Origin of the sequence: Micromonospora sp. NPDC126480 (assembly GCF_040302465.1) — a bacterium.
Taxonomy (GTDB): Bacteria; Actinomycetota; Actinomycetes; order Mycobacteriales; family Micromonosporaceae; genus Micromonospora.
Genome location: NZ_JBEORU010000005.1, coordinates 62,601 through 77,381, shown reverse-complemented (window position 1 = coordinate 77,381; position 14,781 = coordinate 62,601). Strand labels below are relative to the sequence as shown.

Below are 14,781 nucleotides of genomic sequence, written 5' to 3'. Positions count from 1 at the left end.
TGTCAGCGGCTGCCTCCGAGTGCCGCCGGGGTCAGCGCGTCACCGATGCGGTTCGCCAGCTCGGTCATCTCGTAGGAGACCTTGCCGACGTCGCACTGGGGATCGGCGAGCACGAGCAGGGAGGCGCCGTCGTTGAAGGCCATGGAGAACATGAAGCCGCCCTCGAGCTGGGTGACGTTGGAGATCACCGCGCCGGCCTCGAAGAACGCCGCGGCGCCGCGGAGCAGGCTCACCAGCCCGCTGCCGGTCGCCGCCAGCTGGTCCGCCCGGTCGGGTGGGAGGCCACGGGTGGCGGCCACCATCAGACCGTCGCTGGAGATGGCGAGCGCGTGGCTCACCTCGGTGGCCCGCTCGGCGAAGGCGTCCAGCAGCCAGCCGAGATCCTGTCGGTCGGTCACGTGTTCTCCCTGTGGGTTCAGTTCTTGACCAGGTTGGGCCGGCGGCCGGCGACGCCCCGCGCGTACGCGGCCATGGCGGTGGCCACCTGGGTCGGGTCGCGGTACTCGGAGCGCTGCTGCGGCCCCGTGACACCGCCCGGCACCAGGTGCCGCTGCGGCTGCCGCCGCGGCAGGCCGGAGGACGTGGTGTCGGCGACCTCGGGCGCGTGGGCCTGCGCTGCCGTACGCCACGCGTCGTCGGCGGGGCTCGCCCACGGTGTCCCGTTCCGGTGCTCGGGGCGGTCGGCCTGGAACCAGTGGTTCACCTCGTGGAAGATGACCAGCTCCTCGGTGGGCGCGTCGTCCCGCCCGTCGGGCCTGGGCGCGGGCCGGAAGACGGGCGCGGCCGGCAGCACCCGCTCGCTCACCGGTCGTCCGGCCTGCGGCTGCGGGGCTGTCCGGTGGACCGGGGGCGTGACGGTGGTCCGCGCCGCGCGCCGCGACGGCCGGGTGGGCGTGAGCAGGAACTCCTCGGGGGGCAGCGACCGGATCATCGTCGCGGGGAGCGCCGCCTCGGCGATGGTGCCGCGGCGCGGGCCGGGGCGCAGCTGGACGGCCACACCGAGCCGCACCGCGAGGTGTCCCACGACGACCAGCCCCATCGCCCGTACGGCGGCGACGTCGATCGCGGGCGGGTGGGCGAGCAGGTCGTTGAGTTGCTGCCGCCGTTGCGGGCTCAGCCCGACGCCCTCGTCGCTGATCTGGACGATCACCCGGTCACCGAGGCTGCGGCCGGTCACCCACGCCTCGGTGTCCGGCGGTGAGTAACCGGTGGCGTTGTCCATCAGCTCGGCCAGCAGGTGCACGACCTCGTCGACCGCCTCGGCCGCGACGGCCACGTCGCCGTCGACCGTGCCGAGGCGGATCCGGGCGTAGTGAAGGTCATCGCCGAGACCGAGGCGTGTTCGGCGGTGCGTACCTGCGCGCGCAGCGGCGGGAGGCCGTCCAGCGCCGCGTCGACCCGGGGCAGGACGTCCCGGCTGGCGGCCGGGCCGGCGGGCACCTGGGCCCGCTGCCGCCGGTAGCGGGCGGCGGCGTCGTCGGTGGCGGCGGCAGCGGCGAGGAAGGCGTCCTGCTGCTGCGGCGCGCCCCGGGTCAGCAGGTCGGCGGCGGCGATCCGCTCGTGCTGCAGCCGGTGGGCCAGGTCACCGGCGGCGGCGCCGAGCTGGGCCAGGACCCCGAGGTCGCTCGCGCGGGTGGTCTGGCGGGCGCTCTCGGTGAGGGCCAGGCCGGCGAAGCCCATCACGGCGACCAGCGGCGCCGCGACGATGAGACGCATCCGGGCGGCGATCCTCCAACCGCGGCGGCGGGTCGGGTAGGGTCGGGCCGCGTGGGACCTCGTGCTCGACGCCAAGGCGACTCCCGCATCCATCTAAGAAGATCTATGCGCAATTGCGGATTGCAGGTTTCATTGCGCCGGAACCCGTGCCCGCAGACCAGACCTGACGGTGGTACAAACAGGCCGTACCACCATCTGTACCCAGAGTCAGCAGCGCCGCCGGCGCCGCACGCCCGGCTCGATTCCGCGCCCGGTCGAGGTCAGGCCTGCTCGGCCGACCGGCGCGGCGCCTCGTCGACCTCCGGCTGGGCGAGCACCTGACCGATCAGCTCCCGCAGCTCGTCGATCGCCGCCACGACGGCCTCCGGGTCGCGCGCGTCCCGCCGGCGCGTTCCGTTCGCCGGTTCGAGCCGTGCCACCTCCCCGGAGCGCGGCCCCCGCCGGCCGTCCGCGGCCAGTTGCTCCGCCGCGACCTGCGGCCACAGGGCCGCCAGCCGGCCGCCGGTGCCGAGCACCTCGTCACAGCGGACGGCGAACTCATGGCTGCCGTAGCGGCGGCCGGCCTCCACCGCGGCGACCGTCTCGCGGCTGAACCGCACCCGCTCCGCCAGCGCCCGCTGGGTCAAACCCCGCCGGGTACGCCAGTCGCGCAGCTCCGAGCGGAACCGATGGCTGGCATCGGATCCGGCGGCGCTCGACGGGGGCGTGCGATTCATGTGCTCACCTTCACGACGCCGGGGAAACATGGCGTCAGACCGAGGTCGGGCGATGACTGCGCCTTCGCAGGGGACATTCTTAACCCATCGGGCGACAGGTGTGAAGACGTGACTCCGCAGAGTATTCGTTAATCGTTGTCGGTCGATGCGGATGGCCGCAGGTCAGCGCGGCGCGCCGGGAGACGCCTCACGCCGCGGGCCGCTCGACCGCCGACGCCACCGTGTCGATGACCACCGGCAGCCCACGGTGCGCGCGGAACGCGACGTTCGGCTTGTACGCCCGGCGGTGACCCGCCGCCAGGCGCAGGCCCGGCACGGCCGCCGCGAGCCGGACGAGCGCGGTCTCGGCCTCCAGCCGCGCCAGCGCCGCGCCGATGCAGAAGTGCGGCCCGTGCCCGAAGGAGAGGTGGTCGGTCACGTCGGGCCGGCGCGGGTCGAACCGGTCGGCACCGGCGAACACCGCCGGATCCCGGTTCGCCGCACCGATCAGCAGCAAGCAACGCGCGCCAGCCGGGATGGTCACGCCGCCCATCGTGACCGGCCGCTTCGTCACCCGCAGCCAACCGTCGATGGCGGGCGCGAACCGCAACGTCTCGGTGACGAACCCGGGCACCCGCCCGGGGTCCTCGACCAGAGCGCGCCACCGGTCCGGGGTGGACAGCGCCTGGTCCAGCGCGTGGGCGAGCAGCCCGGCCGTGGTCTCGTGCCCGGCCACCAGGAGGTTGAACACGATGCTCGACACCTCGGTCACCGTGAGCACCTCGTCGTCGCCGTCGCGGTACGCCAGGAGCCGGCCGACGTAGTCGTCGCCGTACCGGCCCGCGTCGAGCCGGTCGCCGACGAGACGCTGGCAGTAGTGCCAGAACTCCAGCAGCCCCCGTGCGAGCCGGACCTGTTCGGCCGGGTCCGGATCGCCCCAGACGAGCGCGATCTGGCCGTCCGCCCAGCCCCGCACCCGCCCGATGTCCTCCGCCGGCACGCCGAGGAGATCGAGCAGGACGAGCAGGGGCAGTCCGGTGGTGAACTCCGGTACGAGGTCCGCCCGCCCGCCGTCGCGGGCGACCAGCCCGGCGACCAGTTCGTCGACCCGGCGCCGGACGATCCCGCCGTACCGCTGCTCCACCCGGTCCGGCGTGTTGGCGAAGGTCGACCGCAGCGCCCGCCTGGTCCGGGTGTGCACCGGCGGGTCGGCGGCGGCGGTGGTCGGTGGCGCGTCGATGCGCAGGATGACGTCCAGCGCCTCCGGACAGACCTGGTAGACCGGTGCGAGCGTCAGGGCGTTGCCGAAGGCCCCGGTGTCGCCCAGCGCCCGGCGCACGTCGGCGTGCCGGGTGATGAGCCACAGTCCCAGTTCCTCGTCGTGGTGCACCCCGCCGGCACCGTCGAGGAGCCGCCGCCAGACCGGGGCCGGATCGGTGAGATACGCACCGGCGAACGGGTTCAACCGCATGACCGCCTCCTGGTCCACCGGCTCCGCACTACCGGATCCGACGCCTTTTCCGGGCGGCCCGATCGCCGCCGGACACCCTCAACGGCGAGCCATTGGGAGAATCAAGTCAAGATTTGTGAGCATCAATGCATTGGGGTTGGGAATTGCGCCGTCACGGCCTTGCGGGCTCCTTGCCCATCTGCAACTTGCCCCCTGCCGATTGCCTGTCGATCACTGCCTTGAACAGCCCGGACAGCCTCGGTCACGATAGCGGACCGGGGCGCCGCCGCGCCGTGCGCCGACCCCACCGAATGAGACGGACGTCCGACCGGGCGCCGACGCGGAACGGCCGAAAGACGAGAGGGTCCGCCATTCTGCACACCATTGAGGACCCCCGCACGCCGGCAGCCGCACCGCCGTTGACACGAATTCGGAAAGGAGAAGACCGACTCGAGATGCCCGACGCGCGGCGCGTACGCCGGTGCGCCCGTCGACACACCGGCGTACGCACGGCGTCAGGCGCCTCCGGCCAGGTCCCGCCGGCGGAACACCGCCACGGCCGCCCGTGCCATCGCGACGGCGATCACGGTCAGCGCCACGACCGCGGTCACGCTGATGTCGTCGAGCGGGTACTCACCCACGTGCTCGAACGGCGACAGCCGTACCGCGCCGTCGGGGATCTCCAGGATCGGCGCGAAGTAGCCGACGATCAGCGCGTAGCCGAGCACGGCCCAGATCACCGGCAGCGCCCGCGGCGCCGCCGCGTACAGAACGACGGCGGCGGCCAGGACGAGCCAGACCGCCGGACTGTGTGCGACGTGGCCGAGCACCAGGTCACCGATCAGCCCCGGGTCGCCGGTGCTCACCGCCGCCCCGACACCCATGCCGATGCCGGCGACCAGCAACAACCACGGTACGGCCACCGCCGCCACCACCGCGTGGCCGCCGATCCAGGCACCGCGACTCACCGCCGTGGCCAGAACCGACTCGGTCCGCCCGTCGGTCTCCTCGGCGCGCAGCGCCTGCACCGCGAGCACCGCGTAGACCCCGACGGCGAGCGCCATGGTCAGGCCCATCATGCCGAGGAAGCCGTCCAGCAGGTGCTCCGCGCCGCCGAGGACCGCGACCATGTCCTCGGGCGCGTCGGCGAAGCCGTCGAGCAGTGGCTGGGTGAACCAGCCGTACGCGAGGCCGGCGACGAGCAGCGCCGCGCTCCAGCCGAGCAGACTGGCCCGGTGCAGCCGGAACGCGAGCGCGAGCGGGCTGTCCAGCCAGGCGGCGGCGCGCGGCGGTCCGGGGCGGGGCGGCACCAGGCCCGCGCCGAAGTCCCGGCGGGTCGAGAGGGCGTAGCCCGCCGCGGCGGTGGTCGCCGCGAAGGCCAGGGAGACGGCCAGCGGCCACCAGCGGTCGTGGACGTACGGGGCGGTCTGCTGGGACCAGCCCAGCGGCGACAGCCAGGACAGCCATGCCGGACCGCTGCCCTGCACCGCCGCCACGTCGCCGAGTCCGCGCAGCACGAACGCGGCGCCGAGCAGTGCGCCGGCCGCGCCGGACGCCGCACGCGGGTACTCCGACAACTGGACGGTGAGCGCCGCGACGCCCGCGAACGCCAGCGCCACCGCGCCGACGGACGCCCCGAACAGCAGCGACCCGCCCGTGTCGTACCCTCGGCCGGCCATCGTCCCGGCGATCAGCAGTGCGACCAGGACGGCCATCCCGGCGGTGAGCACCAACGTGGCGGTGAGCTGGGCGTACCGGCCGACCACGTTGGCGCGGACCAGTTCGGCCCGACCGGAGCGCTCCTCGACGCGGGTGTGCCGCACGACGGTGAGCAGGCCCATGAGGCCGGCGCCGAGCGCCACGTAGAGGCCGTACTGGCCGGCGAGGAAGCGTTCGATGGTCAGGTCGTCGAAGCCGAAGCCCGGTCCGCCGAACAGCGCGCCGGCCGGGCTGCCGGAGAACGCGGTAAGCCCCTCCAGGTCCTCCGGGCTCTTGACGATGGTCTCCAGCGCGGTGGCGAAGTAGGTCATCAGCAGGGTCAGGCCGAGCGCCCACGCCGGGAGGCGGATCCGGTCGCGGCGCAGCATGAACCGGAGCAGGGTGCCGGTCCCGGTGACCGTGCCGCCCCTGCGGTCCAGGGCCGGTACCGGGCGGTCGAGAGTCGTCGCGGCCATCACGCCACCCCGGCGGCGTCGCGGGTGGGCTGGTCGTCGTAGTGGCGCAGGAGCAGTTGCTCCAGGGTCGGCGGCCGGACGGTCAGTCCCCGCAGGTCGAGGTCGCCCAGCCGGCGGACCACGGCGGCGAGGTGGTCGCCGTCGACCTCGAAGCGGAGGTGGCCGTCCTCGTAAGTCAGGGCGTGCACACCGGGCAGCGAGGCCAGCGCCTCGGCCGGGCGGTCGGTGAGCGCCTCGACCGAGGTGCGCGTCAGGTGGCGCAGGTCGGTCAGCGAGCCGGTCTCGACGATGCGCCCCTGCCGGATGATCGAGATCTGGTCGGCGAGCACCTCGACCTGGGCGAGGATGTGGCTGGACAGCAGGACGGTCCGCCCGGCGTCCTTCGCCTCGCGGATGCACTCCTGGAACACCGCCTCCATCAGCGGGTCCAGTCCGGCGGTGGGCTCGTCGAGCAGGAGCAGTTCGACGTCGCCGGCAAGCGCCGCGACGAGGGCCACCTTCTGCCGGTTGCCCTTGGAGTAGGTGCGGCCCTTCTTGCTCGGGTCGAGGTCGAAGCGCTGGCACAGCTCGTCGCGGCGGGCCGGGTCGGTGCCGCCGCGCAGGCGGGCGAAGAGGTCGATCGCCTCGCCGCCGGTGAGGTTCGGCCACAGCTCCACGTCGCCGGGGACGTACGCGAGCCGGCGGTGCAGTCGCACCGCGTCGGCCCACGGGTCACCGCCCAGCATCCGGGCCTGGCCGGCGTCGGCGCGCAGCAGCCCGAGCAGGATCCGGATGGTGGTGGACTTGCCGGCGCCGTTGGGGCCGAGGAAGCCGTGCACGGTGCCGGGCTCGACCCGCAGGTCGAGCCCGTCCAGCGCCGTGACCCGGCCGAAGGACTTGTGAAGGTGGTGGATGTCGATGGCAGCAGTCATCGTCGGATACCTCGTTCGAGGAGAGCCCAGGGCAGCCTGGGAAGCGATGTCGTCGACCGCGGAGGAACCGCGGATGGAAGGGACCACGCCGGGGCGTGGTGGCGGGTCAGCGTGCAGTGCTGTCTGCGTCGCCTGCCGCGGGCGGGTCCGGGACGTACATCAGGTAGTCGTCGAGCATCGAGCGGTCGACGAGCAGCCCCTGGGCGAACAGTTCGAGCGCCGGTGCCGTGATCTCCTCGGCGTACCGGCGGAACCGGGCGGGGAACTCCTCGGCGTCCGCGTCGGCACCGTGCAGGGTGAACCAGAGCAGGAGCCCGCCGGTGGCCTGGTAGGTCAGGTACCGCGTCCGGGCGGCGCGGTCACGGCTGGGGCGGATCACCCCGGCGGCCTCCCCCGCGGCCAGGTACTCCTCGGCGTCGGCGGTCATCCGCTCGACCAGTTCGAGCGCCAGTTCGCCGCCGGCCTGCAGGCTGCGCAACAGGTACCGCACCACGGGTGCGAACTGCTCGAGCTCGGCCATGTGGGCCAGCAGCATCGCCGCCGTGCCGCCGGTCAACGCCTTCGTCTTCTCCTGGCGCATGACCTCCAGGACGTGCTCGTCGCAGGCGCGGCGCAGCCCGTCCTTGGAGCCGAAGTGGTGGACGACCAGGCCGGCGGTCACCCCGGCGTCGGCGGCGATCGCGCGCAGCCCCACCCGGAAGCCGTCGCGGCCGAACCGCTCAACGGCGGCGTCGCGGATGCGGCCGGCGGTGGCGAGCTCGCCAGCCCGGCTCTCGACCCGCACGCCGTCCGCCGTCACCCCACCAGTTAAACACTTGTTCAACCGGTCGGGCAACCCTCGCTCGATCGCCAGATCGACGGCCCCGGACCGGCGCGCCGGGTGGGCCGAGGTTTCACCCGCGGCCAGACTGGTGAAAGTGGGCAGCACCTGCGCCAACCTGGGGGGAAACAACTGTGTCCGACAACGATGACGTGCGGTCCGAGCGCGACGCCGACCGCCCCGACGAGGTGACCGACCCGCTGCTGTGGAGGCGGGCTCTGGAGGTGGCCGACGCGCACGAACCGGACGGGGAGGGCGGCTGCCGCAACCTGCTCTGCGCCGGCCAGCCGTGGCCCTGCCCGGCGTGGAACAGCGCGCAGCACGCGCTGCGCGTGGCCCGGGGCGGCAGGGCGCCGGCGACCCGGTTCACCCAGGCCGGCGGCCCGGACCTGCCGAGCGTGCCGGCGCCACGGTCCCAGCGGGTCACGCAGGCGGCGTGAGGCGCCGGCCGGCCTCGACGGCGCCGGCCGTCCGGCGGCGCCGTCGCGACCCCGCCGCGGGGTACGCCTAGGGTGGGCGGCATGGCAGCCCCCTACTCCTCCGCCGACGAGTCGCCCGCGCTGAACCCGCTCACCCGGCTGGCGCTGCCCGAGCTCCGGCAGCGCACAAGCGTCAAGTGGCGGATGCACGCGCCGGACGTGCTGCCCCTGTGGGTGGCGGAGATGGACGTGCCCCTCGCGCCCGCCGTGGCCGACGCGCTGCACCGCGCGGTCACCCTCGGCGACACCGGGTACGCGTACGGCACCGCGTACGCCGAGGCGCTCGGCGACTTCGCCGCCCGGCGATGGGGCTGGAACGACTTCCGCGTGGATCGCAGCACGCTCGTGCCCGACGTGATGATGGGCGTCGTCGAGGTGCTCCGGCTCGTGACCGGTCCCGGTGACGCGGTGGTGGTCTGCTCCCCCGTATACCCGCCCTTCTACGCCTTCGTCAGCCACGCCGACCGGCGGGTGATCGAGGCTCCGCTCGGCCCGGACCTGCGAATGGATCCGGCCGCCCTGGAGGAGGCCTTCCGCCGCGCGCGGGAGTACGGCCGGCGACCGGCGTTCCTGCTGTGCAACCCGCACAACCCGACCGGCGTCGTCCATCGCCGCGACGAGCTCGAGACGGTCGCCGAGCTGGCGCACCGGCACGGCGTGCGGGTGGTCTCCGACGAGATCCACGCCCCGCTCGCCCTTGCGGGCGCGCGCTTCACCCCGTACCTCACGGTGACCGGCGCGGAGGACGCCTTCGCCCTGATCTCCGCCTCGAAGGCGTGGAACCTCGCCGGCCTGAAGGCGGCGCTCGCGGTCGCCGGGCCGCGGGCCGCCGCCGATCTGGCCCGCATGCCGGAGGAGGTCAGCCACGGGCCCAGCCACCTGGGCGTGATCGCGCACACCGCCGCGTTCCGGGACGGCGGACCGTGGCTCGACCTGCTCCTCGCCGGTCTCGACGCCAACCGCGCGCTGCTGGAAACGCTGCTGCCCAAACACCTGCCGTCGCTGGCGTACCACCGCCCCGAGGGCACCTATCTCGCCTGGCTGGACTGCACGGCGCTGGGCATCCGCACCGAACGACCGGACGCCGGGCCCGGCGTGGCCAGCGACCTGGCCGGACCCGCCCGGATGTTCCTGGACCGGGCGCGGGTCGCCCTCAGCTCCGGGCACGTCTTCGGCACCGGCGGGGCCGGCTTCGTACGGCTCAACTTCGCCACCTCGCCCGAGATCCTCATCGAAGCCGTGACGCGGATGGGCCAGGCGGTCGACGAGCACCTCGCCTCGGCCGGCTGACCTCCGGGCACCGCCGCCCGGCGCCACCGCGGGGCGCCACCGCGGGGCCGGGCCGGCCAGCGCTCAGGGCGCGGGGAAGGACCCGTCGCCGAAGAGGATGCGGCTGGCCGCCGCCCGCCCGGGCGGCGTGCGCAGCAGGGTGAACGCCGCCGCCGCGACGGCGGGGGTGCGCACCTGGGCCAGGCCCCGGCGCAGCAGCAGCCGGCCCCGGAAACGGGCCCGCAGGGTGGCGCCGTCGTAGTGGGCCAGCGCGTCGGGCCGGCCGGTGCGCAGGGCCTCGTCGAGCACGGTGGCGGCGTGCTCGGACAGCCGTAGGCACGGGTCGAGGCCGCCGGCGGTCAGTGGCGAGACGGCGCCCGCGGCGTCCCCGACGAGGAGCCCGTCGGAGCAGCTGATCCGGCGCAGCACCCCGCCGACGGGGATCGGCCCACCGCGCCGCTCGACCTCGGCGGGACGGTCGACGCCGGGCAGCCCGGGCGCGGTCGCGGCGAACCGGCCCAGAGCCTGCCGGAGACCGTGCGGGAAGCGGTCGGCGTAGCCGGCCACGCCGACGTGGGCGTGCCGACCGTCGTTGACGACCCACGCCAGGTAGCCGGGGGCGAGCGACGGGTCGAGCACGCAGTGGAACGTCGGCGGCTCCGCGGACCCGTCGATCTCGAAGACCTCCTCGGCTCCGACCAGCAGGTGGTGGTTGCGGTCCAGGGCGAGGTCCCGGGCGACCCGGGAGCGGGCGCCGTCGGCGCCGACGACGAACCGGGCCCGGACCGTGGCGGGCCCGTCCCGCCCGGCCAGGAGGAAGGAGCCGGCCCGCCGGCCGGCGTACCGGGTGCCGAGCGCGATCCGCACGCCGGCCTCGGTCGCGGCGCGGGCGGCGGTCACGTACAGCGGGGCCATGTCGCCCACCCGGTACTCGTCGCGGCTGCTGACCAGGGCCACCGGGCGCCGCAGGCGGGGTGGATAGAGCACCACCCGGCGGATCGGCGGTCCGAGGCACTCGGGCGGAAGCGCGAAGTCGTCGAGCGTACGCCGGACGAAGATGCCCGTCGTGCGGATCGGGCCGGTCAGCGCCGGCCGCCGTTCGACAAGCAGCACATCGTGACCCTGCCGGGCGAGTTCGGTGGCCGTGTGCAGCCCGGCCAGGCCGGCCCCGACGACCAAAACGTCAACGATCATCCGTCCCCCATCACCGGTTGATCATCGATCCTCGTTCGTTACCTATCGAATGTCAATAGAAACCGCACGAGCCGCATGAGCCGACGACGAGCCGCGAGCGCCTCGACGCCTACTTTCCATCGACAGTCGTCTCTAGCGCGATCGGTGTGCGCGTGGTAGGAATCCTCCAAATCTCTTATCGGACGCGAAAGTTTTCCACAGAGAGGGCCTGGACGAGGATGAGACGCATCATGGCCAGCCTCCTGGCCGCCGCCGTCGGTCTGACCGTGGCGGCCACACCGACCCGGGCGGCCCCCACCGACGAGCAGACCGTGACCTACCGCGGCTACCGCCTGGCCGTCCCCGCCGACTGGCGGGTCGTCGACCTGACCGCCGACCCGCACGCCTGTGTCCGGTTCGACCGGCCCGCGGTCTACCTCGGCCATCCCGGCGAGCAGCCCTGGTGCCCCGCCCGGCTGGTCGGGCGGACGGCCGGGCTCGTCATCGAGCCGATCGACGCCACGACCGCCGAGCGGCTCACCGCCGACACCGAGGTCACCGCGACCGGGAAGGCCACGGCCGGCGACGCGGTCTCCCGGGACGGCTCGATCCAGCTCGCGGTACGCGACGCGGGCGTACTCGTCACCGCCGTGCACACCCCGGACACCGAACCGGCGGTCCGCCGGATCCTGGCCACCGCACGGCTCGGCCCGGGCGCCGCGCCGGCCACGCCGGACCACCTCCGTACCCGGGCGAGGACCGCGACGGTGACGCCGGCAGCGGCGGCCGGCCCGCAGCCCGGCACCTACACCGGTCGGGGCTTCGACACCTGCACCGCCCCGTCGCAGTCGACGATGGACACCTGGCGGACCCATTCGCCGTACCGCGCGATCGGCATCTACATCAGCGGCTCGAGCCGGTCCTGCACGCAGGCCAACCTGACCGCGACCTGGGTGACCAACCAGACCGCCAACGGCTGGCACCTCATCCCCATCGAACTCGACCGCCAGGCCCCGTGCGGCACCCGCACGCCCAAGATGTCGTACGACCCCGCCACCGCCCGCTCCCAGGGCGCGACCCGGGCGACCGCCGCCGTCAGCGCCGCCCAGGCGCTCGGCATCCCCGCCGGAAGCGTGATCTACAACGACATCGAGCACTACCCGTCCAGCGAGTCGTGCAAGGCGGCCGTGCTGTCGTACCTCTCCGGCTGGACCGAACGGCTGCACGCGCTCGGCTACCTGTCCGGCATGTACTCCAGCGGATCCTCCGGCGTACGGGACCTGTGCAGCGCCTACCACGACAACCGGTACACCCGGGTCGACCACCTCTTCTTCGCCTGGTGGAACGGGGTCGCCGACACCGACGCCGGCGACTACTGCCCGGACGCCTACTACGCCGACCGCCAGCGGATCCACCAGTACACCGGTGACAGCTACGAGACCTGGGGCGGCGTCCGGATCTACATCGACCGCGACTACCTCGACGTGTCGACCGGCGGCGGCACCACGCCACCACCGGACGGGTTCAGCGTCACCGTGGACAACGCCACCGCGGGTGGGTTCACCGCGAGCGCGAACTGGGGCACGTCGACGTACTCCAGCCAGCGCCACGGCGCCGACTACCGGTTCGCCGGCCCGACCCCGGTCAGCGACCTCGCCTGGTTCCGGGCGGCCCTGCCGGCCACCGACTCCTACGAGGTCTCGGTCTGGTATCCCGCCGACCCGGGCTACAACGACTCGACCCCGTACCTCGTGGCCACCACCGGTGGCAACCAGACGGTACGGGTGAACCAGCGCGTCAACGGCGGCCGCTGGGTGTCGCTCGGCGTGTTCACGCTTGCCGCTGGTGACGGCAACAAGGTGGGCGTGAGCCGCTGGACCAGCGGCACCGGCTACGTCATCGCCGACGCCGTGCGGATCACCCGGGTCTGAGCAACGCCCGACCGGGCCGGTACCGACCGGACCCGCCGCGCCGGAGGGTCACCGAGCGGGGTGCCCTCCGGCGCGCGCCTCACGGTGCCGGCGGGGACGGCGCCTCCGGCTCGTCCTCCGGTCCTCTCCTCCGGCGGCGGTCACGGCGGTACTCGGGCCGCAGCTTCGCGCTGGCGAACGCCGCCTTGACCGCCGCCGAGAGCGCCTCGATGTCGTACGAGCCGTGGTGCCGGCGGCCGTTGACGAAGAACGTCGGGGTGCCGGAGACGCTGCTGAGATCGGCCGAGTCGACATCCTCGGCGACCCGCTCGGCGCCCCGGCGCTCGGCGAGGTGCTCCTGGAACCGCTCCAGGTCCAGGCCGAGCTGTTCGGCGTAGCGGAGCACGTCGGCGGGATCGAGCGCGTCCTGGTGCGCCATGAGCAGGTCGTGCATCTCCCAGAAGGCGCCCTGCTCCCCCGCCGCCTCGGCGACCTCGGCGGCGAGCTGGGCGTGCGGATGGACCTCGGTCAGTGGCAGGTGCCGCCAGACGTACCGGATGTTGCTGATGTCCGCCAGCAGCTCCCGGACCACCGGCTCGGCCTGACCGCAGTACGGGCACTCGAAGTCGCCGTACTCCACGACCGTCACCGGCGCCTCCACCGGCCCGCGCATGTGGTCGCGTTCCGGATCGACCGGGACCATCAGGTCGACGATCCCCTCGGCGGCCCCCAGCAGCGCGCGGGCCCGCCGCGGCGCGGGGAGCCGGGACGCGAGGTGGAACACCAGCCAGGTGACGACGGACGCCCCGACCGTCGCGACGAGGATGCCGAGCTTCGCCTCGTCCAGCGCCTCGCCCTCGAGCGCGTGCGTGGCGATCAGGAGGGCGATGGTGAAGCCGATACCGGAGACGGTGCCCACCCCGATGACCGCGGCCCAGCCGACCGGCGGCCGGAACCGGTCGCGGCTGAGGCGCTCCACCAGGTACGAGGCGACGACGACCCCGGCCGGCTTGCCGACGAGGTACGCCGCGACCACGCCCACCGTCACCGGGGAGGTGACCGCGCGGGCCAGCAGCTCGCCGTCGATCACGACCCCGACGTTGGCCAGCGCGAACAGCGGCACGACCAGGTAGCTCGCCCACGGATGGTAGATGTGCTGCAGCCGGTCGTTCGGCGACAGCGCGGAGGCCAGCCCGGCCCGGGCCGACCGGGCCAACTGCGGGGTGGGCTGCTCCCGGAACATGCGGAACAAATCGGCCGCCCGTTGCAGCTGGACGCGGCCGGGGACGTAGGCGTAGGTGAGCAGCCCCATCAACAGGCCCACCACCACCGGGTCGACACCGGACTCCGAGACCGCGAGCCAGGCGGCCACGCCCAGCACCGCGTACGCCGGCCCCCACCGCACGCCCAGGGCCCGGACGAGCAGTACGACGGCGAAGATCCCCGCCGCGACCAGCAACGCGGGCGGCGACGGATGCTCCGGGTACGCGATCGCCAGCACCACGATCACGATCAGGTCGTCCACCACCGAGACGGTCAGCAGGAAGCCACGCAGCCGGTCCGAGAAGCGCGGCCCGACCACGGCGAGCATGCCCAGCGCGAGCGCGGTGTCCGTCGCCATCACCACACCCCAGCCCACGGCGGTGGGCTGACCCGCGTTGATCAGCAGGTAGATCGCGATCGGCAGGAGAATGCCACCGAGCCCGGCCAGCATCGGCAACGTCACCCGACGTCGCTCCCGCAACTCCCCGATGTCGAAGTCGCGGCGCAGCTCCAACCCGATCACCAGGAAGAAGAACGTCATCAGGCCGCTGTTGACCCAGGTACGCAGATCGTGCGACACCTGCCAGCCGCCCAGCTCGACCGTGAACGGGGTGTCCCACAGCGACTCGTACGACGACTCGGCGACGTTTGCCCAGGCGAGCGCGACCACCGCGGCGACGAGCACCACCCGCGCGCTGCCGGTCTCGGTGTTCAGGAACCGGCGCAGCGGCATGTTGAACCGGCCGACCCAGGTGGTCCGGCCGGACCACCGTCCCTGTCGAGTCCCGCCCGTCACGCTGAGATCCTCCCCCATCGGTCCGCCACGGGGCCGGGATTCCGGCAGCAGCGGCCGGCGGGCGCGGCGGACCCACCGGGCGGTCGCCCGGCTGGCGCGGGCCCACGCCAGTGTGCCCAGGGCCG

13 protein-coding genes and 1 pseudogene are annotated in these 14,781 nt (G+C 73.8%); 3 read left to right on the top strand and 11 right to left on the bottom strand.

The features are described 5' to 3' along the window. Window positions 1–2: 2 nt before the first annotated feature. From ABTW87_RS06410 to ABTW87_RS06370, 9 genes and pseudogenes are all read right to left on the bottom strand, one after another. Complete coding sequence (locus ABTW87_RS06410; RefSeq protein ID WP_350649115.1) at window positions 3–398, bottom strand: roadblock/LC7 domain-containing protein; 396 nt, start codon at window positions 396–398, stop codon at window positions 3–5. Window positions 399–415: 17 nt separating this feature from the next. Continuing rightward, complete coding sequence (locus tag ABTW87_RS06405; RefSeq protein WP_350649113.1) at window positions 416–1,276, bottom strand: ATP-binding protein; 861 nt, start codon at window positions 1,274–1,276, stop codon at window positions 416–418. Then, a complete protein-coding gene (locus ABTW87_RS06400; protein ID WP_350649111.1) occupies window positions 1,222–1,716 on the bottom strand; it encodes a nitrate- and nitrite sensing domain-containing protein in 495 nt (164 codons plus the stop codon). The genes ABTW87_RS06405 and ABTW87_RS06400 overlap by 55 nt, the downstream gene beginning before the upstream one ends. Window positions 1,717–1,976: 260 nt before the next feature. After that, window positions 1,977–2,432 (bottom strand): helix-turn-helix transcriptional regulator, encoded by a 456-nt coding sequence (locus tag ABTW87_RS06395; RefSeq protein ID WP_350649109.1) that lies wholly within the window; start codon window positions 2,430–2,432, stop codon window positions 1,977–1,979. A 187-nt stretch (window positions 2,433–2,619) separates the two neighbouring features. Then, window positions 2,620–3,882 carry a cytochrome P450 gene (locus tag ABTW87_RS06390; protein ID WP_350649107.1) on the bottom strand — a complete coding sequence of 421 codons (1,263 nt, stop codon included), beginning with the start codon at window positions 3,880–3,882 and terminating at the stop codon, window positions 2,620–2,622. A gap of 494 nt (window positions 3,883–4,376) precedes the next feature. Beyond that, the gene (locus ABTW87_RS06385) at window positions 4,377–6,035 is read right to left on the bottom strand and encodes an ABC transporter permease (protein ID WP_350649105.1); all 1,659 of its coding nucleotides are present in this window, start codon (window positions 6,033–6,035) and stop codon (window positions 4,377–4,379) included. Continuing rightward, window positions 6,035–6,946: an ABC transporter ATP-binding protein gene (locus tag ABTW87_RS06380; RefSeq protein ID WP_350649103.1), complete on the bottom strand. Its 912-nt coding sequence runs from the start codon at window positions 6,944–6,946 to the stop codon at window positions 6,035–6,037. Before ABTW87_RS06380 ends, ABTW87_RS06385 begins: the two co-directional genes overlap by 1 nt. A 106-nt stretch (window positions 6,947–7,052) precedes the next feature. Next, window positions 7,053–7,526 (bottom strand): hypothetical protein, encoded by a 474-nt coding sequence (locus ABTW87_RS06375; RefSeq protein ID WP_350649459.1) that lies wholly within the window; start codon window positions 7,524–7,526, stop codon window positions 7,053–7,055. A 33-nt stretch (window positions 7,527–7,559) separates the two neighbouring features. Further along, window positions 7,560–7,730 (bottom strand): annotated as a pseudogene (locus tag ABTW87_RS06370) (helix-turn-helix domain-containing protein); the annotation flags it as partial. Window positions 7,731–7,900: 170 nt separating this feature from the next. Between ABTW87_RS06370 and ABTW87_RS06365 the strand changes: the two are divergent. Further along, complete coding sequence (locus ABTW87_RS06365) at window positions 7,901–8,206, top strand: hypothetical protein (protein ID WP_350649101.1); 306 nt, start codon at window positions 7,901–7,903, stop codon at window positions 8,204–8,206. An 81-nt stretch (window positions 8,207–8,287) separates the two neighbouring features. Continuing rightward, window positions 8,288–9,535: a MalY/PatB family protein gene (locus ABTW87_RS06360; RefSeq protein ID WP_350649099.1), complete on the top strand. Its 1,248-nt coding sequence runs from the start codon at window positions 8,288–8,290 to the stop codon at window positions 9,533–9,535. Window positions 9,536–9,598: 63 nt separating this feature from the next. Here ABTW87_RS06360 and ABTW87_RS06355 read toward each other — a convergent pair whose 3' ends face one another. Further along, window positions 9,599–10,708, bottom strand: coding sequence for an FAD-dependent oxidoreductase (locus tag ABTW87_RS06355; protein ID WP_350649097.1), 1,110 nt, complete (start codon window positions 10,706–10,708; stop codon window positions 9,599–9,601). A gap of 230 nt (window positions 10,709–10,938) precedes the next feature. On the opposite strand from ABTW87_RS06355, the gene ABTW87_RS06350 reads away from it, so the two are divergent. Continuing rightward, window positions 10,939–12,618, top strand: coding sequence for a glycoside hydrolase domain-containing protein (locus tag ABTW87_RS06350; RefSeq protein ID WP_350649095.1), 1,680 nt, complete (start codon window positions 10,939–10,941; stop codon window positions 12,616–12,618). Between the two features lie 79 nt (window positions 12,619–12,697). Here ABTW87_RS06350 and nhaA read toward each other — a convergent pair whose 3' ends face one another. Beyond that, window positions 12,698–14,674: a Na+/H+ antiporter NhaA gene (gene nhaA, locus ABTW87_RS06345; protein WP_502891534.1), complete on the bottom strand. Its 1,977-nt coding sequence runs from the start codon at window positions 14,672–14,674 to the stop codon at window positions 12,698–12,700. Window positions 14,675–14,781: the final 107 nt, after the last annotated feature.